This window comes from Phaeodactylibacter xiamenensis (assembly GCF_000759025.1).
Classification (GTDB): Bacteria; Bacteroidota; Bacteroidia; order Chitinophagales; family Saprospiraceae; genus Phaeodactylibacter; species Phaeodactylibacter xiamenensis.
The window spans coordinates 50,999-73,640 of sequence record NZ_JPOS01000037.1 but is presented as its reverse complement, the minus strand read 5'-3'; the positions used below and the strand labels follow the sequence as shown (position 1 = coordinate 73,640).

Here is a 22,642-nt window from a genome sequence, read left to right as displayed (position 1 = left end):
GTCCGTTTGGCCATTCGGCTCCTGTTAACGATACTGATGGCCCAAATAGTATAAAGTCCCTCAGTTCCTTACCTTTATCAAAAAATATGCGCCCCTGCCTGAATTTAATGTGGACGTTCCTGCCGCTGATCACCGTCAGCCCGCTTGCTGCCCAGTGGCCGGAAGGCGGTATTCGCGCTACTTCCAGCAACCATGTACAACAAGCTTTGGCCGAGCTCGAAGCTATTGCGCCCAATTTGATTGGCTTCATTCCTGAGACACAGCGGCGTTACATCAAAATTCCCCGAAGCAGTGCACTGCCAGATCAGTGGCAGGAGCGGCTACAGGATGCCTTCTATCGGGATGCGGCGGCGGCCTGCCAGCTTTATGGCCAGTTGTACCTTGCTGACTGGCGGGCTCTGCTAAGCAAAGCCGCGAGAGAGTCCTTTTGGGGTACTTCCTTTCTGTCCAACCGCACCCTCAACTATTTTGGCATCCGGCACCACGGCAAACCCTGGATTTGCGAACAGCTTGGCTTTTGCGCCGACCATATTCGCAACGACCCTGAACCGGCTTCATTTGTGGTGTTCCCTAACTTCGAGGCTTCCGTTTGGGCCTTCATCCATACCATTTACAGCGGTCATTTCCTGGCGCGCCTGCCTGATGGCGGCATCAGGGTCGCCGATGCTATACAGTTTGAGCGCAAACATGGCATTCACTATTGGGAGTATACCGCCACAGGGCACACCTACGGCCCCATGCTGCAAGGCCCGCTCTATCCTTCGCAATCCCTGATCTACAGCTGGAGCGGGCACCCTATCAATAACCTCTGCATCAACTGCGACCGGGCAACCGACTGGGAATGGGTACAAAAAATAATCAGGGCTGAAGAACGAACCCGGGCATACCCTCCTGCTTTCAACAATTAATATGCTGCTGCACAATTTCTCAAAACCGAAGAGCGTTTACTACCCGTTTTGGTGCTGCCCAAATGACCGAAGTGTGACTTTAACATCATACGAAGTCTAAATGACAGACAAATGTCGTAAATTAGTATCTGAGGCAATCCATGAACAAAAACCAAAGCCATATGAAAAGCTTACTCTTTCTTGCCTTTTTACTGCCCAGTGCACTACAGTCCCCGGCGAACCTGTCTGCCATCACGCAGGCGATCAGCCAGGGAGATGCCACCACATTAGGCAACTACTTCGACGATTCCGTGGAGGTTTCCATTTTAGATAAAGACGATGTTTATGCCAAAGCCGATGCCATAGGTGTTGTCCGGCAGTTTTTTAGCCAGCACCGCCCTTCCGGCTGGAGCACCGTGCATAAGGGAGCCGCCCGCAATAATGATTCTCAGTACTGCATTGGCAACCTCTCGGCCAACGGGCAGACTTTCCGGGTGTACATCTACATGAAAGAAAAAAATGGCCGCCAGCTTATTCAGGAGTTGCGCTTCGACCGTGAGTAGCAAGGCTTATTTCCCCTCCAGCACGCCCATCCCAAACAGGGCAAAATCATACTTTACAGGATCAGCGGGGTCGTAGCGCCTCAGCGCTTCGGTAAGCTCAAGAACGGCTTGCCAGTCCACCTGCTTGCGAGTCAGCAAGCCCAGCCGCCGCGCTACCCGTTCCACATGCACATCAAGCGGCATCAGCAACTGTCCGGGGCGTATCGTATTCCAAAGCCCAAAGTCCACGCCGCGCTCATCGGAGCGTACCATCCAGCGCAAAAACATATTGAGCCGCTTGCAGGTCGACTTTCGCACAGGCGTTGCTACATGCTTGCGAGTGCGCTGTGGCGCAAAGGGATGGTCGAAAAAACCTTCGTGAAACCCGGCCAACGCAGGCCCCACATGCTCTGCGTCAGAACTGAGATGACGGGCAAAAGCAGTTTCCAATGAGTCATGCGCCCGGTAATAGCGCTGCAAAAAATCCAAAAAATAAAGGGTATCGGTAGGCTGAAAGGTGCGGTGCTTAAAACTAAGAAAGCGGGCGCGGTCTTCCTCTGTATGTTGTGTGATAAATTCGTAGGGAGCACCATCCATCAACGCCACCAGCTCCTGCGCTTTATTGATGATGGTTTTGCGTTGCCCCCAGGCGAGCATCGCTGCCCAAAAGCCCATGATCTCAATATCCTGCTTGCGGGTAAACTGATGCGGGATGCTTATAGGGTCATCCTCAATAAAGCCGGGTCGATTGTAGTGGTCAACTAATGCTTCTAACTGTTGCTTAAGGTCTCGCTTGGGCATGCTTCTGCGGCTGTTCATAAATACGGAAACGCCCCAGCCCCAGCCGCTGCAGCAGATGGCTGAAAGACACCCGCAATACGCCCAGCCCGTACTTGCTGCTGCGCGCAAAATTGATGGAAGAAGCTTCTTCGAAGTATTTGGTCGGGCAGGTCACCTCAGCAATATGAAATCCGGCGTAGATGATCTGGGAAAGCATCTCATTGTCAAAGACAAAGTCATCGGAGTTGGCGTTGAAGTTGATCAACTCCAGCACTTCCCGGCTGAAGGCACGGTAGCCCGTGTGGTATTCGGAAAGTTTGTAGTTAATCAGAAGGTTTTGGGTCAGCGTCAGCGCGCGGTTGGCAATGTATTTGTAGAGCGGCATTCCTCCCGCCAGGGCTCCCTTTCCTAAAATCCGGGAACCCAGTACCACCGGATAAAGCTCATCGCCAATGATGTTGACCATGGCCGGTATCAACTTAGGCGTGTATTGGTAGTCCGGGTGCAACATGATGACAATATCACCGCCCAGCTCCAGGGCTTTATTGTAAAGCGACTTTTGGTTGCCTCCATAGCCTTTGTTGGTCTGATGGGTAATGACATGCTCAATGCCAATCGACCTTGCCAGTTCAGATGTATTGTCCTTGCTGGCATCGTCGCAGAGAATGACTTCATCCACCAGATCAAAAGGGATTTCCTTATAGGTTTTTTCAAGTGTCAGTGCAGCATTATAAGCAGGCAGCACTGCGATGACTTTCTTGCCTTTATACATGATTGCGGTTTATTGGGCGCAAAGATAGCAAAAGTGCGTAGACCTTATGGTATTGAACTGACAAACCAATCACTGGCTTCTTTGTTACACTCACCAAAAAACGAACACCCATGTCCAAAGCCATTCTCTGGTTCCGCAACGACCTGCGGCTTACCGACCAACCTGCGCTTAATGCAGCGCTCAGAAAGTACAAGGCTATTCTGCCCGTATATATATTGGACGAACGCCTGTTGCAGCCCGATCGCTGGGGCTTCACCCGCATGGGCCCCTACCGCCTTAATTTTTTGCTGGAAAGCCTGGAAGACCTTAGGGATGACCTGAAAGAGAAAGGCAGCGACCTGCTGGTCAAAGTGGGCATACCGGAAAAGGTTATACCCGAATTGGCGAAAGCCCATGACTGTACAGCTGTTTTCGCTTCCCATGAATACACACACGAAGAGCTTCAAACCGAAGCAAAACTCGCCAGTCACCTTCCACTCCACCTTTACCACAGCCAACTACTGTTCAACCCTGAAGACTTGCCCTTCGCCGTGGAACAGACGCCGGATATTTTCACGCAATTCCGGAAGCGGGTGGAAAAGTATGCAGATATCCCGCTGCCGCTGGACCCGCCTGAAACGATTGCCACCGTGGCTTTTGAGGCGGAATCCCTGCCTACTCTGGAAAGCCTGGGCTACCCTGCGCCTGTGCAGGACGATCGTGGTGTGCTGGCGTTCAAAGGCGGTGCACTTGCTGCCTACAGCCGCCTCGACCACTACCTTTGGGACACCGACGCTCTGGCGTCCTACAAACAGACCCGAAATGGGCTGATCGGAGCCGATTATTCCTCCAAGTTTTCAGCCTGGCTGGCCAATGGCAGCATCTCCGCCCGGGCCATTTGGCACGAAGTAGAAGCCTATGAGGCTGAGCGCACCAAAAATAAAGATACCTACTGGATGAAGTTCGAACTGCTGTGGCGGGAATACTTCAAGTACGTGGCCATGCGGTACGGGCGCAAAATCTTCTTCAAAGGCGGCATACAGGACAAGAGCGTGCGTTGGAAAAACAGCCCCAAAGCCCTTCATAAATGGATAACCGGTACCACCGGAGACGATTTCGTGGACGCCAATATGCGGGAACTCCTCTACACGGGCTTTATGAGCAACCGTGGCCGGCAAAACGTGGCCTCTTACCTGGTCCACCAACTGAAGCAGGACTGGCGCAAAGGTGCCGCCTGGTTTGAATCCCTCCTGGTCGATTATGATGTAGCCAGCAATTATGGCAACTGGATGTATGCCGGCGGCGTGGGCAATGACCCGCGCGACCGGGTTTTCAATACCCAAAAGCAAGCCCGGGACTACGATAAGGATGGGGCTTTTCGGCGGCTATGGCTGCACGAAGATGAGCGCGACCCTGAGGAAGTTATTGCTCAACTGGGCGTACTTCAGGCAGAACATTTCTAAATAAGACACATAGCGCCTGATTCGTCAACTTTGAATGCCAGCCCACGTTGTAATAGCTGAGTCAAAATTAAAATGCATTATGAGTATTGAAACTAAAAATCTGACCCACGAAAAAGTGGACGTAAATATCGGCATTGAAACCTCTAACCGTCAGGGAGTAGCCCACGCGCTTAAGCAGTTACTTGCAGACGAGCATGTGCTTTACATCAAACTGCGCAACTACCACTGGAACGTTACGGGTATCCACTTCCAGCAGCTTCATGCTTTCTTCGAAGAGCAGTACGATGCCCTGGAAGACCATATCGACGATATCGCAGAGCGTATCCGCAGTCTCGGCTTTTTCTCTCCGGGCTCTATGGAGGCGTTCAAAAAAGAGGCTCGCCTGGAAGAAACCGGCCACCTCAACGGTAATGCAGAGCAGATGCTTAAAAACCTCCTCGCCGACCATGAAGCTATTATACAGTTCCTGCGCCACGATCAGGAAGTAGTAATGGAAGAGTATAACGATGCCGGCACACAGGACTTCCTCATCGCACTGATGGAGGAGCATGAGAAAATGGCATGGATGGTACGCGCACATCTTGCTTAAGCTATCCTTTGAAGCAAGTGATTCTGCCTCATAGGCAGGAAAAAAGAAAACCGGAGCAGGAAATACTTTCTGCTCCGGTTCTTTTTTGGTGCTATTTGCTTAAGCTAATATTGCCTAGTTGACTTCCAGTTTAAATTTCACTGGCAAGTTGAAGAGGACTTTTACTTCCCGGCCGCGCTGACGGCCCGGGGTCCATTTTTCATTCATATTGTTCATCATTTCGACTACCCGGAGGGCTTCTGCGCCACAACCGCCGCCGATTTCCCGTACCACCTGAGCATCATCAATAGTGCCATCGGTGTCCACAACGAAGCTTACGACTACCGTACCTTCGATGTTGTTATCCCGGGCCACGGATGGGTACCGGATATTCTCGTAGATGAACTGAAGCATCTTTTGGTTAGCGCACATCCGCTTTTCGGAAGCGCTGGCTGTCATTTCTTCACAGCCGGGGAAGCGAGGCATTTCCTCTACCACCTTGAAGATTTCCGCAGCCTCTTCCTTGGGAGGAGGAGGTGGGGGCGGAGGAGGTGGAGGTGGTGCATCATTCTTCTCTTCATAGACTGGTGCGTCAATGTAGGTATCGGCGTCAATAGACTGGTCTTCGAACTCGAAGTCATCCTCTTCGTCTATGTCAATCTCCGCTACCGCCTCAATTTTTGGAGGAGGAGGTGGTGGAGGTGGAGGAGGCGGCTCCGCAGTACGGGGCTTTTCGATTTCGATATCTACATCCAATGCCAAGGCATCTTCAGGGATGTAAACCTCTTTCTCGTAGACGGTCCAGTTAAAGGCTCCGATGACCAACACCAGTACGGCGATAGCAGCGATGCGCAGAAACATGGGCGAATAATTGAATACGTTTACTTCCGGATACTTATTGCGTGCAGCGAGGCGGGAGCTCCTCTTCTCATCGCGGTACCGATCGGCCAGGCCGGAACGGGACTGTTTATTGAAATAGAAGCGCCCCAAGAATATAATGGCAAGAAGAACAAGTACTCCAATGCCCACGCCTGTCAGTAATGCTGGTCCTGTGATTGCGAAATTAGGGTTCATGAGTGAGGAGTTTTTGCCCGAGGGCGTTTAAAAATAATTTCTTTTAACACTCACAAGATGCTGGCTTTCAAAAGGATTCTGAATGACGAAACGCAGGGCCCTTTTATGACTTTTATCAATTTGTTAAAGTTTAGCGCCAGGCTGACTGCCGCATCACTTCAGGATCGGCAAGGGTCCTGGCACGGGCAGCCAGCAGTACCCTTCGGCCTTCGAAGGTACGGGTGTAGAGCAGTTCGAGGGGCTCGGGCATCTGCCACTGTAGCGACTCCCGGTAGGCTTCTGCCTCGGCGCGGCGTTGGCCAAACAGCCCCGGCACCGCATAGTACTGCACACTTAGCAGGGTTTCTCCGTCGCAGTGCTTCCGCAAAATCAGGTAGCGGGGATTGTCAATGGGGCCCAGGGCTTCTTCCAGCAGCTCGAGAAAAAGCTGCTCTTCCTGCAAAGTAACGCCCTCCAGGTAGCACCCCTCTTGGTCCTCCGCACTTTTCACCATGCGGAGTTTGATTTTGAAGTAAGGGCTGCGCAACTTATCCAGCTGCCGCAGGGCAAGCAAGATGCCGCGGGCGGTACGCTCGATGAGCAACCCTCCGTCCCCGGCTTCGTCCAGTTGACGTTGTGCGGCTGAAAGCTTGGGGCCTTGCAGGAGGGAGAGTGCAAGACCGGTAGCGGCACTACCCAGCAAGACCACGGTCAGGCCCGTCAACCATCCGCCAATAGCGCCGGCAGCCAAGGCAGACAGCCCAGCCGCTACCCCTACCCTGCCCCAGCGTACCCTAAGCTGTTGCCCTGCTTCGAATTGCCGCACCAAACGCCGTAAACGACCGATGTAACCATTGCGCCCCAAATTGAAAAGGCTGTACAGCAAAAGCAACAGCACACTAACCAGTAACAGCACCTGTGGAGGGATCAGCCCGGAAACCACCAGAGCTACGCTGCCCGCTGCCACCATTGGCATGACGATGTTCCCCATTTCCACAAGTTCTTCCAGCTGAGGAGCCACCATCGCCTGATTCTTCGCCCAGTACACTTCATAAACCTGCTTTTGGCGCCTTGTCCGAATCACCGGCAACGTAATCTCCTCCGCCATGTGCACACCTCGCTGAATACTTTCGCCCCAGGCACGCCTAAGCCGGTCGCGCATACCGGCCTGTTCCAGCATGCGCCTGTTAGTTTGGGCTACCGCGGCAGGCGTGATGGGCAATTCCCCTAAATGGAAACGCCCCACCCCGTTTTCAATACGTGGCGCGGCTTCAAAGGAAGGACCGGCAAAAGCCCGGAAGCGTTGTGCCAGCTTTTTCCAATCCAGTCCTCCTGCGTGGTGGTAAGGGTCCATACAAGCCAGGTGCCAGATATTGGCGGCTTTGGAGGGCTGCCGTGGGTCAGTACGGATGACCCGCCCCCGGGCCTGATTGGAAGTCACAAATGACTTAACCACAGAGGCCAGGATTAGGGTATTTGCGGCAGGGGCATCCCAACCTTCACCGAGCAGGGCGTTGGTGCCCACCAGGACTTGTAGCTGACCGTCATTGAACAGCTGCGTGATCAGGCCTGTCATCTGCTTTCTCAGGTGTTCCTGAGGCTGCAGGCTTACGTAGTGCGGATCGTGTGGCAATGCTGAGGCCAGGAGGCTGCTATCTGCCAGTCCTGTCTGCGCCATGTGCTGCCGGAGGGCAGGCAACAGCAATTTAGGCAAAATCAACAGGCTGCCAGTGAGCACGCCTATTTCGACTTCTACGGGGAAGAGCCGGAGGAGCACCTCGAAAATGGGAGCTACGCCTATTTTCTGCAATTCGGAATCATCCTCCAGTTCGGCACGGGGCAGGGCTTCCGCTCGAATGTAATCGGTGAGCACCAATAGCCGCAGGTCGCCGCCCATGCTTCCGTACTCTGCCCGGGCGATGGAAGCTATGGCATGCAGTTTGCTGCTGCTCTGCCGGATGCGGCGCTCCAGGTGAGGCGGCTCTTCCAAATAAATACGCCGACGCTCAATGGCATGTGCTTTCCGCAACCTCCGGTGAATGGACACCATACAGGGCTCCTCCCTTAAAGGCTCGAAGTAGGGGTCTTTATAAAAGGCTTCATTGAGGAACATCTCCAGCCATTCGAGATTCATTTCAGGGATCAGGCTGTCATCAGCGCCAATAATACCAATAGCGGTGGCAGGAGCTACCCCGCCTATGCCTTCCAGCACAATCATGAGCGCAGAGAAATACGAGGGATTTTCATAGATGGCTTCCAGGCACACCTCCGGGCGGATGAGCCAGGGATGTGCTTTGAGGTGCTCGCGAAACGTATAATTGGCCTTCAGGTGGTCCAGCAAGTCATCGATGGCTTCCTGAAAAGCCTTTAGCGGAGCCTGTTCTTCAGCAGCAGGCAGGGTAAACCAGATGTAGTCCTGATGCGGGCAGAGATTACCTTCGGCGATCAGCTCGGGCATGCTGATTTCGGCATCGATCAGGCCGCAGAGTTCCTGATAGCGTTGCCATTCGTAACCGGATACATCGTAGGGGGGCGTAGCGGTGAGGGCAATAAGGGTAGGCGACCACTGTTCGTAGGTTTTCATCAGGCTCTGCCACCAGGCTTTTTGCAGGTGGTGGCACTCATCGACTATCAGAGTACCGGCAGCAAGCCGCTTGAGGGTATTCCACACTTCATCTCCCCGCTTTACCGCAGCGTGCAGGGCCTGATAGGTGGTAATGGTAACGGTACCGGGCTTTTCGAGGTCGTAAGAAAGCCAGTCGGGTTGCTGCCCATTCAGGAAGTCCTGCGTGAGGCGTTCGCCCCATTGCTGACGGATGGCCAGCGTGGGGCAAAGGATGAGGCAGGGCTGATTGAGCTGCCGCATGATTTCCAACCCCAACACCGTCTTGCCAGACCCGGGCGGGGCTACCACATGCAGGCGGTTATCCCCGAGGTGCTGCCCCAGCTCAGACAGCAACCGCGCCTGATAGGTACGCCAGGGGAAATTGAATTTCATGTGGGGCGGAAAAGCCATTCGGGTCCGGGCATTAGTTAGCAAACCTTAAAATTAGGGATTCGACGGGGAAATTTCCCGTCCTGGATAGCTTCACTTCAGAATACCTTATCTTAGCCTCAAAAAAGAATGCGGCGCTACCCTGCCCTGTTGCAGTACCTTTTATTTTGGGCCATCACCCAGCTGTTTTACTTTCCCACACGGCACTCCGGCTTCGTCACGGACTTTACAGGGCTGTTGTCCCGTTTTGAAGGAAGGACAGCTGCGGGCATACTGGACTGCTTTGGGTTTCCGGCCATGCAGCAGGTACTGAATGCCCTGCTTTTTACCTGGCATTCCGTCTTTGGCATTGCGCCCCTGCCCTGGTATCTGCTGCAGAGTAGCCTTCATGCGCTCAATGCGTTACTGCTTTTGCAGTTGGGGAAAGCGCTGAGCGAGCGCCTGCAGTTGCCTAATGCTCATCTGATGGGGTGGATGGCGGCTTTTCTCTTCCTGCTATCGCCCTATGCTTCCGAGCCAGTCACCTGGCGGGTGGCACAGAACTTCCTGCTTTCCACCGCAGTCATTTTGGGTACGGCACGCCTCACTTTAGACTGGCTGGACAAGCCTGACCCTCGTCGGTGGGTGCTAATACAGGGCCTCTTTATCCTGGGCTTATTCACCTTTGAGTTGGTCCTGATCATCCCGCTCCTCAGCAGTTTGCTCCTGTTGATGCTACCCCATGGAAGCTGGCCTAAGTGGCGGCGACTGAGCCTGCCGCAGTTTGGAGGCGTAGGGCTTTACTTTATGCTCAACCGGCTTATGCTTGGGTCCTGGGTAGGGCACTACGGAGCGGAGGTCCATCTCAAGTTTGAGCTACCGGTGCTGCTTGGCAACGGTCTGCGCTACACCGCCAAGCATTTGCTTTTTGCCCGCAACTGGCCGCACGCTGCCAAACAATGGCTTTTTGAGGGGTTGGCACAACCTGCGGTTGCGTTGGGGTTGGGTGGAATATTGATTGTGCTCTTAGCCGCAGGGCTTATATTCCGGAACAGACTGAGTAACCGGTGGCGGTTATCGGTCATAGGGCTGACGGGTTTTGGGCTGGCGCTGCTTCCGGTGCTCAACCTGTATTTCAATTACACCCTGCATTTGGAAAACGACCGCTACGGCTATCTCGCCTCTGCCTTTCTCGCGCTGGTTCTGGCCGCAGGCTTGAGCGCGCTGCCGAGGTGGGGCCGCCTGCCTCTGCTGCTGGCCTATCTTGGTTGTTCCAGCTATTTCCTGTGGCAGCACAATCAGTTTTGGTGGAAATCCACACAGGTATACCAGCAAATGCTCGATGGATTTGACTACTACGATGCTCCGGCGGCTTACCTTCTTAATCTGCCGGACAACTTTCAGGGTGCGCCCATGTTCCGCGACTACAGCGGGGAGGATCACGCCTTTCGCGATGCGTTGAAGTACATCAGGCAACAACCTTACAACGGTCAAATCTACGAAGTAGCCCAATACAATATGACCCGTCTTACGGATGGTGCCACCGCTACCGTTGACAATACGGGCACCTTACGGGTGGAGTTTAATCAGTGGGGCAATTGGTGGTGGAGGCGCGGTATTGGTATGGGGCCGGGCTATGACACAGAAGTATATGAGGTCGATAGCAAAGGGCATCATTATTTTTTGACGCTGAGGCAGCCGGAGCAAGGAGCTGTATTTTTGATACAGGAGGGGCTGGAGTGGAAAACAGTAGATTGATGAAGGAAAACAGACAAGCCCCGGCAGCCAACACCGCCAGAGCTTGTCCATAAAGCCTTATTCCTCTTCATGCCTTACCGCTGTACCATCACTTTGAGCTGATGGGCGCGCTGCCCGTCTGCGGTAGTGAAGTGCAGGAAGTACCAGCCCTCTGCCCAGCTGTCGACCGGCAAGCGGTTGGTGCCGGACGGCAGCAGGCCTGACCATACCTCCTGCCCGGCTGCATTAATGGCGCGCAGAGAGAATTGGGCGCCCGGGCTCCACTCTACCGCCACTTCGTCCTGTGCCGGGTTGGGGAAGGCGGAGGGCTGCCTTTTATGCCGGCCAGCCCGTTATTGAGCAGCTTGGCGCAGTCCATCGTGACCAGCCCATAGTTGCTGCCTTCCCGGTTGCCCTCCACGATATGGAGCCCATAGAAATCATTATCCGCCACTTCAGCCTGCCCGCGCAGGGTGACATTAACATACTTGCCTGGCGGGCAGTACAAGCCCACGTCATTATTGGACAGCTCGCCCCCGCTCATGATGTACTCGCCTACGTTGGAGACGTGGACGGCGCCCCAGGTCATATATTCAGGCTCCGTTGGCACATTGTAGTTTTCAATGACACTTGCGTCTACCCGCACAGACTGCAGCTCGTCGAGCAGCATCGCATTCACACCGGTGCCGGTGCCATTGAAATGGCAGTCCCAAACCCGCGCATTGCTGCCGTATGAGAGCCAGATAGAATTCCGGTTATCAGAAAAGCCGCTCTGGAAGAACAGGAAGTCCAGCGCATTGGCTGGGTAGGTATGGTAAGCCTCCACAGCATTGGCAAACCCGTAGGCTTCGTTGTATACAAAACGGATTTTAGTCGCCCCGTCAGCCAGCAGGCCCACCGCCGTCTGCCCGCCGGTCTTCAGCTCTATGTTGGAGATAAAGGCTTCGCCCTGACCTACGGAGATTTTGGCATAATTCCCGTATTCCGCCAGGCCTTCCAGCAGCTCTACGGTATTGTCTCCAATATTAAGGGTCGTATTGTTGCGCAGGCGCAGGAAGCGCTTGCCGATGCCCCGCCCTTCGATGCGGAAAATACCGCCCGTAAGGCTGAGAATATGGCTCTGGAAAAAGTCAAAGAAGCCATTACCGCTGAAGTCGATGCTGCCCTGTACCTCCAGCTCGCCCTGCACTTCGAGCACAGCACGCCCGAAGGGGTCGTCCCCGTCCCAAAGCTGCACGATAGCGCCCGGCTCCAGTACCAGCTTGCCGCCGTCTTCCACCACGCACTTGGAATCCTGGCTGACGCGCAAAATGCCCCCACTGCCAATGCGGGCTTCGCCCCCTTTTTCGATGCGGACCTGCCCGCCAAAGCCTGCGCTGAGCAGCCCATCGGAGAGTACCTCGGTGTAGCCCCCTTCCTGTACGATAAACCGGGAGTCTTTATTGATGTACAGCTCGCCCTGGGCTTGAATGGAGACCGTCGCGTCTGCCTGCACGTAGACCTGGGCGGTGTTGGTGATGCCGGCGGCGGCGTCCCATTGGCCGAGCTCCATACGGGCGGTGGGGGCGATGGTGAGGGTGGTGGGGTCGCCCTCGCAGAAGCTGCTGCGGATGAAGACCTCAAAATCACTGACTTCATCGTTATTGAGATTGGCTGCTATATCCGTAAAGCCGATTCGCCCGGCCCGGTTGACCCAGAGTTGCCCGCCGTTGATGATGTCGGTATCTTCATCGATAATGGGCTCTGTGCGATATACCGGGAAAGGCATAGGAGGGTTGGCGTAATCATAGACCTCCGGGCTGTCCCCGTGGTTGAAGGTACGGTTGTCGAGCGTGGCAGGGGTTACTGCCCCATTGGAAGCTACGGAGAGCAGCATGCCGGTGTTTTCAGGGCTAAAAGGGTTTTCATGGTCAAGGTTTGCAAACTCTACTACCGGATCAATAGTAGCCACCATGTAGTCCATCGTGGTTTGTGACAAGGCCAGCACCGCGTTGTTATCATTGATAGGCTGGAAGGGGTCGCTCAGTGGCCCTGCTAAAGACTGATAGGGCCCCACTTCTAAAGCGCTTATGGTTGGAATAAAGCCAAAATTGGGCTGAAGCAGGCCTGGCAATGCCCCGCCTTCATCATCAACCAGAGCGGAACGTCCTGCCGGAGCACTATCGAAAGGCTGGGTGCCCGAAACTCGGACTTTTACGATGTCGAATACTACGGGAATAGTAAACACACGTACAACTGTCACGTTGCGGTAGATAAACTTTGGAGACGAGGGCATATCTGGCAAGGACCAAACATCAAAGTCCAAATATCCACCTGTGCCAAGAAAAAGATTGCTGGCAATATCAATTGGAAGGCTCCAGCCACTGCCCAAATTAGAAAACTGGGTCAGAAGCTGACCTGAAGTCCCTGCCAGAGAGACAAGTTTATCATGCGGATTAAAGCCCTGCCCAATGCCTATCTGAGAGCCAGCGGCTATCGCCAAATGCTCGCATTGCTGCAGTTTGCCCAGGCTCGTGAAGTAATCATAGAAACTCCGGTAGGAGTTATTGAACAGCAGGTCCTCTTCACTATGGTAGGTCAACAACTGACGAACCGAAGGGCGTTTTAGAGTAAAAGCAGCCCCAGAAAGGTCTGGCACTAACGTGCCTAGTGAGATACTTGCAACGCCCGGGACAACATGCACCTTTAAACCATTCAGGTGATGGACCATATGCTGCAACCCAAGCGGGATATTCGCCCCCCGCAGTGGGGAATCCACACTGACGAACAAACGGGCATCATGGGTTTCCCCATCGCGCTCCATCTCCAGCAGGGCCAGCTTGCCCACTACTCCGCCCATGCTTAGGCCAGCAATCACCAATGGCTCATCGGTAACCTTGCGGTCATTGATTTCCCGGATGGCTTGCTTGACCACTTGGGCATTTTGCTCCAGAGGTTTAGTCTCATCGTCAAAGTCCAGGAAAATGAGGTCGTAGCCGTCGTTGAGTAGGTCTTGAATTACTCGGTTTCCGGTTGGTGTCTGAGCATCTCTTAATCGTTGAATAATAAAGTCAAAATCATTATCAATAAAGAAAGGATGCCCATCCACCTTATTATCCTCGATATCCGGATCGAATAAAGTGGGCGTTTCAAAGCCGCCTATAATTAATAAGGGCCGACGGATGATGTCATCGCAACAGGAGGTTTGAACAAACAGCCGATCGGTTTCATCATCCCAGGCAGGCTCTGTAGATCCAAGATCAATGGTAAACTCTTCTGCTGCGCAATAATCAACCGGATCAATCGGAGAAACCGGTCCGATATCCGGCACTACCGCCATTTTGCTCCGGCTGAGCAGTACCTTACCATTGGTCAGCGTTACCCGGGCTTCAAAATCCATTTCGCTGCCCGATGATGCCGTAAAGGTGTATACACTGCCCGGTGCAACAGCGGTGAACCCCTGCCCCGTATTGATTTCGTACCCCGTTACAAACTGTGCCGGAATATTGGTCGCCACGGTGGGGCTGAATGCATAAACCTGCCCGGCCGTCAGCGCCTTCTTGCGCCACGGAGCAGCCGCAATGGCAAACTCCCGCTTGTAAGGCGAATCCTGAGGCCCGGAAATATCTACCAGCTGATTATTGGTGATACTGATGAGGTTTTGGCTGACCGCATCCGGTTTAAGTTTATGGTAAGCGTAGAGCAGAATTTGGTAATCGAAGGTATCAGAGCCAGACTCCGCAGGAAGCGCGGCCGTATCCACCTGCGCATTGGCATTGACGGTGGCGCTGAGCAAAGTGGCCTGCACGAGGCGGCAGCGGAGGGGCGTGGAGATGGTGGTGCTGTCCGGGTCGCCATTGAAGGCGCTGAGGCGCGTGAAGGGCGTGCCGTGTTCTTGCAGCAAGCCGGTAGACAACCCACTTAAATCGAGGTTAGCAAAGACCCAGTCCGGCGTGTAATATCCGGGGGGGGGGACGTATCTATGGTCTGTTGCGCGCAGAGCGCAGGCGCTGCCAGGATGAATACTCCAAGCAGCAGGTTTCTGAAAATAGCGGTTATACCGACGACGAAGTAATTTGGTTCCAAACATGACTTCGTGTCGGCATATACGCGTGCGTCGGGTTTGTGCCTTAGGCCCAAACCTCTCCGTTCCGAGTATAGTCGCATTTGATAAAGGTTAAAATAGGTTAATTAATTGGCCCAGTCGTAGTCGAATCGGCCATCGGTGATGTAAATCGTGTCGCCGCAGTTATCATCGACCACTGTGCACTGAAAGGTGCCAGAGACGATAAATTCTTCAGTGTCCAGGTTGAGAATTTCTACCCAGTTGTCAGCACCTTCCAACAGACGTGAAGGGTCACTTGACTCTTGACAAGGATGATTTCGATCGTTATAGAATGCATCGTGCAAGCTATATCTACCTACACTATCTACATACGCAGCGATATAAACCGAATCATCAAAGCCCTCACAGCTTCGTCTCATCCCAGAAATCTGAAAAATCTTATAATTCGGAGACCAGTTTCCAAGTATACTACTCTGAAGGAACCCGCCCCCACAGCGCTGCCAGTTCACCCCATTGATTTTGCAGGCGAAGTTGCCCTCCCCGGTCGTGGTGATGGGCGGTAGCTCATTGGGCTGTGCGATGGAACCTCTGTCGGGCTTAAAGAGTGGCTTATCGCACCCGACCCACAGCAGGGGTACGGCGAGCAGCCAGGTGAGGAGTAGGAATTTGTTTTTCATAGGTGAAGGTTTTATGTGTGAAAAAATAGAAATTGACTTAGATCCACCCCCGCCCTTTGGGCATCCCCGTCTCACGGCGCTGTAGCCAGTTGCGCTGCCGGAAGCGCCCGGCGGGGATAGGACGGGCGGTGCCTTCAACTGCCGGCTGGGCGGCTGTTCGGGCATGCCTGTTTAATGCCAATACTAATGGTACTGCTATAGCTCAAGGCTTTAGCAGGGCGGTTATGTTTTTTGTTCAAGTACGTGTGGCGGTCACACAGGGAGCGCCGGTTTTTATGTTACTGCGCGCAGTGATTCGTGCAATTGATTGGTAATATACGACTTGGCTGTGGTAATGTCAAGGTTGCAGCGTGAAAACATTGTTGTTGTTTTTGGGGCTTGGGTGGGGGTAGGTGGAGCGTTGGTTCTGGCTGGGTTGTACATGCGACTTCTACGAAGTCGGGCTGCATTGGGGTTCCTGAGAGATTAGGATGTGACTTCTACGAAGTCGTTTGACCGTTTTGTCCGGCTCATTAGGCAGGCTACACTTCCTTTGAGTAGCTGAAGGTGTCTGCGCCAGACTCCGGAGGAGGCGCTATAGGTTGTGCTATAAGATTGGGTACTGAAGATGTATTGGCAGAGCTTTTCTTCATGGCTTTATCCACCCGCCAACTGTACAACAAGCCGGTCCAGCTTTTCCTCATCTTCCGCGCTCAGTGGGATGTTGGCAAGCAAATCCTGACGGACGTACCTGCTCAGTACTGCCGAATCCCCTTGCGATTTGACAGACAGGAAGGTAGCAACAACCTCCATGCTCAGCTCTGTGAAGTCTGCTAATTTTTTAGCGGGCCAGTCTGGGAAGTGCACAGCGGTTTTGAGGAGGTTGAAGATGCTCTTTTTGTACATGCCTTTATCCAGCCCTTCCTCTCTACCTTCCTCCCGGCCCATTTCCAAAAGTTGTTCTAATGTACTCATCACATTCGGTTTTGTCGTGAATTCGGTGTTTTCCAGTTCCTCCAGGAATCTCTTTGGAGACCGCTCGGCTACGCCCAGGATATACGTAATGATGGAAAGCACCTGATCGCTGTCTTCTGCCCCTTCAAAGATAACCTCTATATACTCAAAGATCAAGTCCGGCTTATGCCGCAGCGCCATCGACAGTACCGTGGAGCGGAAGTAGCTAAGATCCAGCTTTAGCAATTCTTCCGGGGGTAATCGGTGCGCATCTTCAAATAAAAAACGAAAATCCGGCAGATAGGGTTTCAGGACTTCATAGCTGGGATGCACCTTGAAGATTTCTCTGATGCGCTTGGGTTGCCAGGTTGCTTTCCCATTGTAAAACAGCAGGGGCAGCACAGGCTCCAATGGCTGTTTACTGGCCTTAATTTGCTCACGCAGCAGCAGAAAAATATACAGCCCTATTTGTACCGCCACATGCTCGTCCGGCTCTGATTTGTGCTCGAACAGCAAGCAGAAATGAAAGTGTTCCCCACTTCCACCCTTCAACCGGCACCGGTACACGACATCAGCGCTGAACAGCTTTAAATTGGGGCGCATAGACTGCGTATTCTGCTGCTGAAGCGTACTGAAGTCCGCTATACCGGCAATTTCCGGATAGAAGTGCTGAAGATAAGCTTTGACCACTTCAGGGTCGCTCATGACCGACTTAAAAAAACGGTCGTCGGGCTGGTGTATTTTTGGTTTTGAGGGCATAATCATACAGAGTGTGCGTACGCCCATAAATATACAAAATACTTTTAAAAACATCCATAAAAAACAAAAACAACACTACCCGTTTTTATCTACCCCGAATACCGCAGCACGGCGCTCCCCTGATTCGACACGTATCAGTCCTTCCCGGTTATTGAAAGCATCAATATTGCAGGTCATAGGCTCTATGGCCAGGCAGGTACGGTGTGGAGGCGTGAAAAGCTGAACGTAAGGGAACCCGCTCTCCCCCACCTCCTGCCAGTAACGGAGCTCCTGATCGGCATGCGTAAGGACAATTTCAATACGCCCTTCCTGCTGCTGCAGGGCGAAGCAGTTATCCAGCACTTCGCTGCCGATACGCCGGGGTTGCGAGAAAGTGGTGTATTCGTAGCGTTTGCCCGTGGGGATCATTGCCGCATTCACACCAATCATTTCACAGGGAGGAAGGTGCAGGTGATGATTGGCGAGGTCATCCGAAAGCCGGAAGTAAGGGTGCCACCCCATGCCGAAGGGCAATGCAGAAGCGCCTGTATTTTCTACAGATAACTCCACTTCCAGAGCGCCGAACCGAAGAGTGAAAGCGGCTTCAAACCGGAAAGGGAAAGGGTAGTATTCCAATGCCCCGTCATAGTCAAACCGGCAACGGACCTGAGCATAATCTGCTGTAGCTTCTGAGCCCGCCACTTCCATCTCCTGCTCGGTACCGAAGCCATGCAGCGCGTTGTCAGTGGGCACATCATTGACCGGAAACGCATAGGCCTGCCCGTCCCATTCGTACTGCCCGTTTTTGAGGCGGTTTGGAAAAGGGTAAAGCAGTACATTTTTTGCCCAGCGGTTGATATCCATCTCACGGGGCGTTTTGTAGGTGTCCAGCACCGCCTGCCCATTCAGTTGCAGGTCAATCACACAGGCACCAAATGCCGGTACTAGCTTGAGCTGATGAGCTCCGGTAGTATCCGAAAGCAGGTACGCTTCGTATTCCCCAAAGGCTTCGGTCTTAATTTGAAACATGCTTCCTGTTTTTTATCGATTACTCCCCTTCTGTTTCACTTAGCAGGCGCAGCAACACCCCGTTGGTCCAGCCAAAGCCGTCCTGTACCGGGTACTCGCCACCGCCAGCTTCCAGCCCCATGTCTTCCACATTGTATTTTTCCACCATCTTGCCGGTATTTTCGTACACTTTGACGTTCAGGGCGACCCAGTTGTCGCGTACGCGCTGCGCCAGTTCGTCTTCTCCGTAGTTGCGCAGGCCCTTAATGCTCATCCACTGCAGGGGAGCCCAGCCGTTGGGGGCATCCCATTGCTGCCCGTTGTGGGTAAGGGTGGAAACGAGCCCACCGTCAGCGAGGAAGTCCCGCTCCAGCACACCGGCTACGTAAGCGGCTTGCTGAGGCGAGGCGATGTTGAAAAACAGCGGATACACGGCAGCCAGAGACCGCTGCCCCGTGAAGGCTTTCTCCACAAAATTGTAGTCCTGATAGAAGCTTTCCTGCTCATCCCAGAGGTACTTTTGAATAGCGGCGCGGCGCTGATCTGCTTTTTCCTCGTACAGCGCTGCCCGATCCGTCATGCCGTTCAGGGCGTTGGCTTTGGACAGGATGAGCTCCAGGTTGTAAAGCAGCGCATTCAGGTCAACCGGAATGATCTGCGTGGTCTGAACGGTCTCCAGGCGCTCAGGGTCAGCAAACCATCGGCTGCTGAAGTCCCAGCCGGATTCGCAGGCAGATCGAAGGTCCCGGTAGACTTGCTCTGCAGGGCGGTCTTCTGCTTTTTCGGCGGTTTCGATATCATCACGGTGCATCTCCTCCCGGGGATAATCGCCTTCATCCCAGTAACGATTGAGGATTTCGCCTTCCGGCAAACGGACAACATGCTTCACGGCCGGGTTTTCGGCACTCACCTGCTCTTCTCCATTCATCCAGAAAGCATATTCTTTTTCCAGCTGAGGGAGGTAACGCAGGTAGACCGCCTGCTGATCTGTGGACTCCAGTTCAGACTGTGCCAGCAGGTCAACCATAGCGGCAAAGAAAGGTGGTTGGGACCGGGTCAGAAAATAATCGCGGTTGCCATTGGGAATGAAGCCCACCGTATCAATAAGGTAGGCAAAGTTGTCCAGCATATTGCGGATCATATCGGTTTTGCCGGCAACTTCAAGCCCCAGCATCGTGAAGTAGCTGTCCCAGTAGTAAATTTCGCCAAAGCGGCCACCGGGCACCACGTAGGCATTGGGCAGCGGGATGAGCGACCCCATCGTGCTTTGGTTGTCGGGCTCACGGGTCAGCACCGGCCAAAGAGCGTTGATGTGCGCTGCCGGGCTGCGGGAAGGGTCTGAGGTAAAGCCTGAGGCGTAGTCCTTTGGTAATTCGAAATGCTCCAGTACAAAAGCCTTTAGATGAAACTCTGGTTCCTCTTTCATCGCTTCATAGGCGGCAAGGATCTCTTCCGCAGGCTGCTTAGGCGTACAGTCCACAAAGGTTTTTCCATCGGGGAAGACCTTTGCCATTTGAACATCGACAAACAGTTGCCCCCAACGCTCTGCCGGCGGCAGGAAGGGATGGGCTTCAGCAGCTGGCTGTGCGGAATTCTGTTCGGCACCAGCTTGTGCGTCTTCGGTTTGGCAGGCGGCCAGTGCGAGTAAAGTGCTTAGTGCAGCCAATAGGTATGATTTTTTCATAGGTAGCGATGGTTTAGGTTTAATCCCGATGCGGATGCTCAATCAGTTCTTCCTGCTCTGTTTTAGTGACCACGGGCATGCCCAGGCGGTCTGCCAGTACGTACAGGATGATAGCGGCAACGATGATGAGCCATAGCCAGTCCCATCGGGACAGTAAACGTCGTTTTTTAGGTTGTTCTTCAGACATAATCGAATCAGAATTCCATCCGCAGGCGGAGGTTGATCCGCCGGGAAGTGAGGTAATTCGGTATAGCGTATTGCTGGTTAAAGATAGTTTTTATCCAGGTATTGCCGGCCTGATTTCGGACCTGCATGAGGTTGAAGACTTCCAGGCTCAGCCAGGTGTTGCGGGTAAAGCTAAGGAAGTGGCTGGGGTTTTTCCGGCGCCTCTCCTCATCAAACAGCTGCAGGCTAAAGCCAATATCCACCCGGTGATAGGGCGAAAAGCGATAGGTATTTCGGAATACTTCGTTGTTGCCCTGCAGGCCAAAAGGCAGGCCGGTGCCTACGGTCAGGTTGAGGTGCATGCGGAAATTCTCGCTGTTGGGCAGATAGTCCTGGAAGAGCATCGACAGGTTCATGAACTGATCGGTGGGGCGAGGCACGTCATCTACCGGCTGCCCTTCCGTCTGCCCGACTTCGCGGATGAGGTGCTGCACACCATTGAGGCTTTCGCGCGCCCGCAGGAAGGAAAGGTTGATCCAGGACTCAGCCCCGGGCACAAATTCGCCATTCAGGCGCAGGTCGATGCCGGTCACGTAGCCCGTTGCATCATTCTGGCCGGAGTACCGGATGCGGACATTCTCAATCTCGTAGGAAACAACGTCCCAAAGGCTCTTGTAATAGGCTTCGGTGATGAAGCGGAATTTCTTGGGGTTGCGCTTGCCCAGGTAGAAATCGTAAGTGAATCCCCCGACAATATGTAAGGACTTTTGTGCCCGCAGGTCCGTGTTCACACTACCGTCAAAGCCCCGCATTTCCCGGTAAAACGGGGGCTGATAGTACAAGCCGCCCGCCAGGCGATAGGAAATATCGCGTTTGCCTGCCAACGGTTTGTACAGCAGCTGGGCACGGGGCGAGATGAGCAATTCCTGGTTCAAATCCCAGTAGGAAGCCCGCACGCCGGCGGAAACCCGCCACTCACCGCGCTCTTCGTCGCGATAGGTGTAAGTATCCTGCACGAAGGCAGTGAAACGAGTGCTCACCAGCTCGTTGCGGGTCTTAAGCACATTAAACAACTGGACATCCGAAGTATCGTAGGGCAGTGAATAGCCCGCCGAATCCAGGCGTTCCCACTCGTTGATACGATCGTCGATGAGCTCGTTTTGCACTTTGGCGCTCCATTGCACGAAGTGGCTGGCTGTCACATCGTCTTTGTCAGGATCGAGCTGCAGCTCAATGCCGCCTTTATGCTGGAAATTGTAGAGCTGAATGTCCAGGAAATTCCGGACAAACTGTTGTTGTGTGCCCGTGCCCAGCTCGGCAATCACCTCCCCAAAGTTATCACTGCCCAGCCCGGTCTCAATCTGGCGCAGGCTGTACCGGCCTATGATGTCGAACCGCTCATTCTCATCGCTGCGGAAGGAGGAAGCGAGGAATTTCAGGAAGAAGGGGTTGCGGCTGCGGTCGGGCAGATAGGTCAGGGACAATCCGCCCATCGAAGTAGTAAAATCATCGACCTCCTGCCCATCGAATACGCTGAACAGCTCCAGTGCGAAGTTGATCAGGCCCAGAGCCGTGCTACGCTCCGTAGGCGTGAAGTTGTACTCTGAGCGGTTGTAGTTAGCCAGCAGGCCGAGCTGCCAGTTGCGGTTGATGTCGTAGGTAATATAGGTCTGAAAGTCGGTAAAATTGGGGATATATTCGCCCTGCACATCCAGGGAGCCGAGCAGGTAACGGGTCGTTTTGTAACGGGCGCCGAAGAGGTAACGGAGCTTTCGGTAGCTGTCCTTACCCACATCGATGCTTCCCTCTGCATGAGTAGAGCCCCCCAGGAAACTCAGCTCCAGAGAAGCCCTAAGGCTATCCGGCCGTTTGTACTTGATGTCAAGTACAGAGGACAGCTTATCTCCATATTTGGCCTCGAAGCCACCGGAAGAAAAGGAAAGACTCCGGATCAGGTCCATGTTAGCAAAGGTCAGGCCCTCTTGCTGCCCGGCGCGGATGAGCTGCGGCCGGTATACTTCGAAGTCATTGATATAGACCAGGTTTTCGTCGTAGTTGCCACCACGCACGTTGTACTGTGAGCTGAGCTCGCCTCCGGTTCCACCACTTGCACCCAGCGCGATGTACGGCAGGAGGCTTTCAAGGTTTCCGGTGGTGGTGGGCAGGAGGCGGAGCTGCTCCACATCTTCGGTGATGATGCCTGCATCCTTAATTTTGCTTTCCCGCACGATGACTTCCACATCAGAATTAATGGGCGGCATTTCCACATCCACCTGCCGGGTGGTCCGGGGCGGCATATTGGCAATTTTGGCTTCGACCTTTTGATAGCCAATACGGCTGAAGACCAGAACGAAATCCTCATTGGCCGGCACGGTAATGCTGTAACGGCCCGTGGTGCTGGTTTCCACGGCTTTGTTCGTCCCATCAATGTAAACCGTTACCAAATCTACCGGGGCTTCGCTGACTGCATCGGTGACCAGGCCGGTGACCTTAGCTAAATTAGCTTCCTGTGCAGAAAGGGGAAAGATAGAAATGAAAAAAAGGGCAAAAAGTGACAGTTGAGTATGCTTCATAATACAGTTGTGGAGCAGGATGGTCCCTGCGGGATCGTCAAATCGGGCATTCTGAAAAGGGAAC

General features: G+C 53.7%; 18 protein-coding genes. 5 read left to right on the top strand and 13 right to left on the bottom strand.

The genetic code is table 11. The features are described 5' to 3' along the window. Positions 1-86 precede the first annotated feature (86 nt). Both IX84_RS14785 and IX84_RS14780 read left to right on the top strand, forming a co-directional pair. Positions 87-908, top strand: coding sequence for a glucosaminidase domain-containing protein (locus IX84_RS14785; protein ID WP_081968770.1), 822 nt, complete (start codon positions 87-89; stop codon positions 906-908). 161 nt (positions 909-1,069) lie between these two features. Next, entirely contained in the window at positions 1,070-1,450 is a 381-nt protein-coding gene (locus IX84_RS14780) for a DUF4783 domain-containing protein (protein ID WP_044222326.1), read from the top strand. Positions 1,451-1,456: 6 nt separating this feature from the next. On the opposite strand, the gene IX84_RS14775 is transcribed toward IX84_RS14780, so the two are convergent. Both IX84_RS14775 and IX84_RS14770 read right to left on the bottom strand, forming a co-directional pair. Continuing rightward, a complete protein-coding gene (locus IX84_RS14775; RefSeq protein ID WP_044222324.1) occupies positions 1,457-2,230 on the bottom strand; it encodes a TIGR02757 family protein in 774 nt (257 codons plus the stop codon). Beyond that, entirely contained in the window at positions 2,211-2,981 is a 771-nt protein-coding gene (locus IX84_RS14770) for a glycosyltransferase family 2 protein (RefSeq protein ID WP_044222321.1), read from the bottom strand. The genes IX84_RS14775 and IX84_RS14770 overlap by 20 nt, the downstream gene beginning before the upstream one ends. 110 nt (positions 2,982-3,091) lie before the next feature. Between IX84_RS14770 and IX84_RS14765 the strand changes: the two genes are divergently transcribed. Further along, positions 3,092-4,423 (top strand): DASH family cryptochrome, encoded by a 1,332-nt coding sequence (locus tag IX84_RS14765; RefSeq protein WP_044222318.1) that lies wholly within the window; start codon positions 3,092-3,094, stop codon positions 4,421-4,423. A gap of 79 nt (positions 4,424-4,502) precedes the next feature. Further along, positions 4,503-5,012: a Dps family protein gene (locus IX84_RS14760; RefSeq protein WP_044222316.1), complete on the top strand. Its 510-nt coding sequence runs from the start codon at positions 4,503-4,505 to the stop codon at positions 5,010-5,012. A gap of 114 nt (positions 5,013-5,126) precedes the next feature. Here the strand turns inward: IX84_RS14760 and IX84_RS14755 are convergent, their stop codons facing one another. Beyond that, positions 5,127-6,065: an energy transducer TonB gene (locus tag IX84_RS14755; protein WP_044222312.1), complete on the bottom strand. Its 939-nt coding sequence runs from the start codon at positions 6,063-6,065 to the stop codon at positions 5,127-5,129. Positions 6,066-6,195: 130 nt separating this feature from the next. Next, positions 6,196-9,042 (bottom strand): DEAD/DEAH box helicase family protein, encoded by a 2,847-nt coding sequence (locus tag IX84_RS14750; protein ID WP_160213790.1) that lies wholly within the window; start codon positions 9,040-9,042, stop codon positions 6,196-6,198. A 126-nt stretch (positions 9,043-9,168) separates the two neighbouring features. On the opposite strand from IX84_RS14750, the gene IX84_RS14745 reads away from it, so the two are divergent. Next, entirely contained in the window at positions 9,169-10,776 is a 1,608-nt protein-coding gene (locus tag IX84_RS14745; RefSeq protein ID WP_044222310.1) for a hypothetical protein, read from the top strand. A 74-nt stretch (positions 10,777-10,850) separates the two neighbouring features. Here the strand turns inward: IX84_RS14745 and IX84_RS14740 are convergent, their stop codons facing one another. The 9 genes from IX84_RS14740 to IX84_RS14710 form a co-directional block, all read right to left on the bottom strand. After that, a complete protein-coding gene (locus tag IX84_RS14740) occupies positions 10,851-11,051 on the bottom strand; it encodes a hypothetical protein (RefSeq protein ID WP_044222307.1) in 201 nt (66 codons plus the stop codon). Next, positions 11,042-14,824 (bottom strand): hypothetical protein, encoded by a 3,783-nt coding sequence (locus IX84_RS14735; protein ID WP_152605073.1) that lies wholly within the window; start codon positions 14,822-14,824, stop codon positions 11,042-11,044. Before IX84_RS14735 ends, IX84_RS14740 begins: the two co-directional genes overlap by 10 nt. Before the next feature lie 101 nt (positions 14,825-14,925). Beyond that, positions 14,926-15,477, bottom strand: coding sequence for a hypothetical protein (locus IX84_RS14730; RefSeq protein WP_044222300.1), 552 nt, complete (start codon positions 15,475-15,477; stop codon positions 14,926-14,928). A gap of 37 nt (positions 15,478-15,514) precedes the next feature. Next, a complete protein-coding gene (locus tag IX84_RS33365; RefSeq protein WP_160213788.1) occupies positions 15,515-15,658 on the bottom strand; it encodes a hypothetical protein in 144 nt (47 codons plus the stop codon). Between the two features lie 455 nt (positions 15,659-16,113). After that, positions 16,114-17,169 carry an Rpn family recombination-promoting nuclease/putative transposase gene (locus IX84_RS14725; protein ID WP_160213785.1) on the bottom strand — a complete coding sequence of 352 codons (1,056 nt, stop codon included), beginning with the start codon at positions 17,167-17,169 and terminating at the stop codon, positions 16,114-16,116. Positions 17,170-17,244: 75 nt separating this feature from the next. Next, positions 17,245-18,177, bottom strand: coding sequence for an aldose 1-epimerase (locus IX84_RS14720; protein WP_044222294.1), 933 nt, complete (start codon positions 18,175-18,177; stop codon positions 17,245-17,247). Between the two features lie 19 nt (positions 18,178-18,196). Continuing rightward, complete coding sequence (treF, locus tag IX84_RS14715; RefSeq protein WP_044222291.1) at positions 18,197-19,840, bottom strand: alpha,alpha-trehalase TreF; 1,644 nt, start codon at positions 19,838-19,840, stop codon at positions 18,197-18,199. A 19-nt stretch (positions 19,841-19,859) separates the two neighbouring features. After that, positions 19,860-20,027, bottom strand: a complete 168-nt coding sequence (locus tag IX84_RS33360; protein ID WP_160213783.1) for a hypothetical protein — start codon at positions 20,025-20,027, stop codon at positions 19,860-19,862. A gap of 7 nt (positions 20,028-20,034) precedes the next feature. After that, a complete protein-coding gene (locus IX84_RS14710; RefSeq protein WP_044222288.1) occupies positions 20,035-22,578 on the bottom strand; it encodes a TonB-dependent receptor in 2,544 nt (847 codons plus the stop codon). Positions 22,579-22,642: the final 64 nt, after the last annotated feature.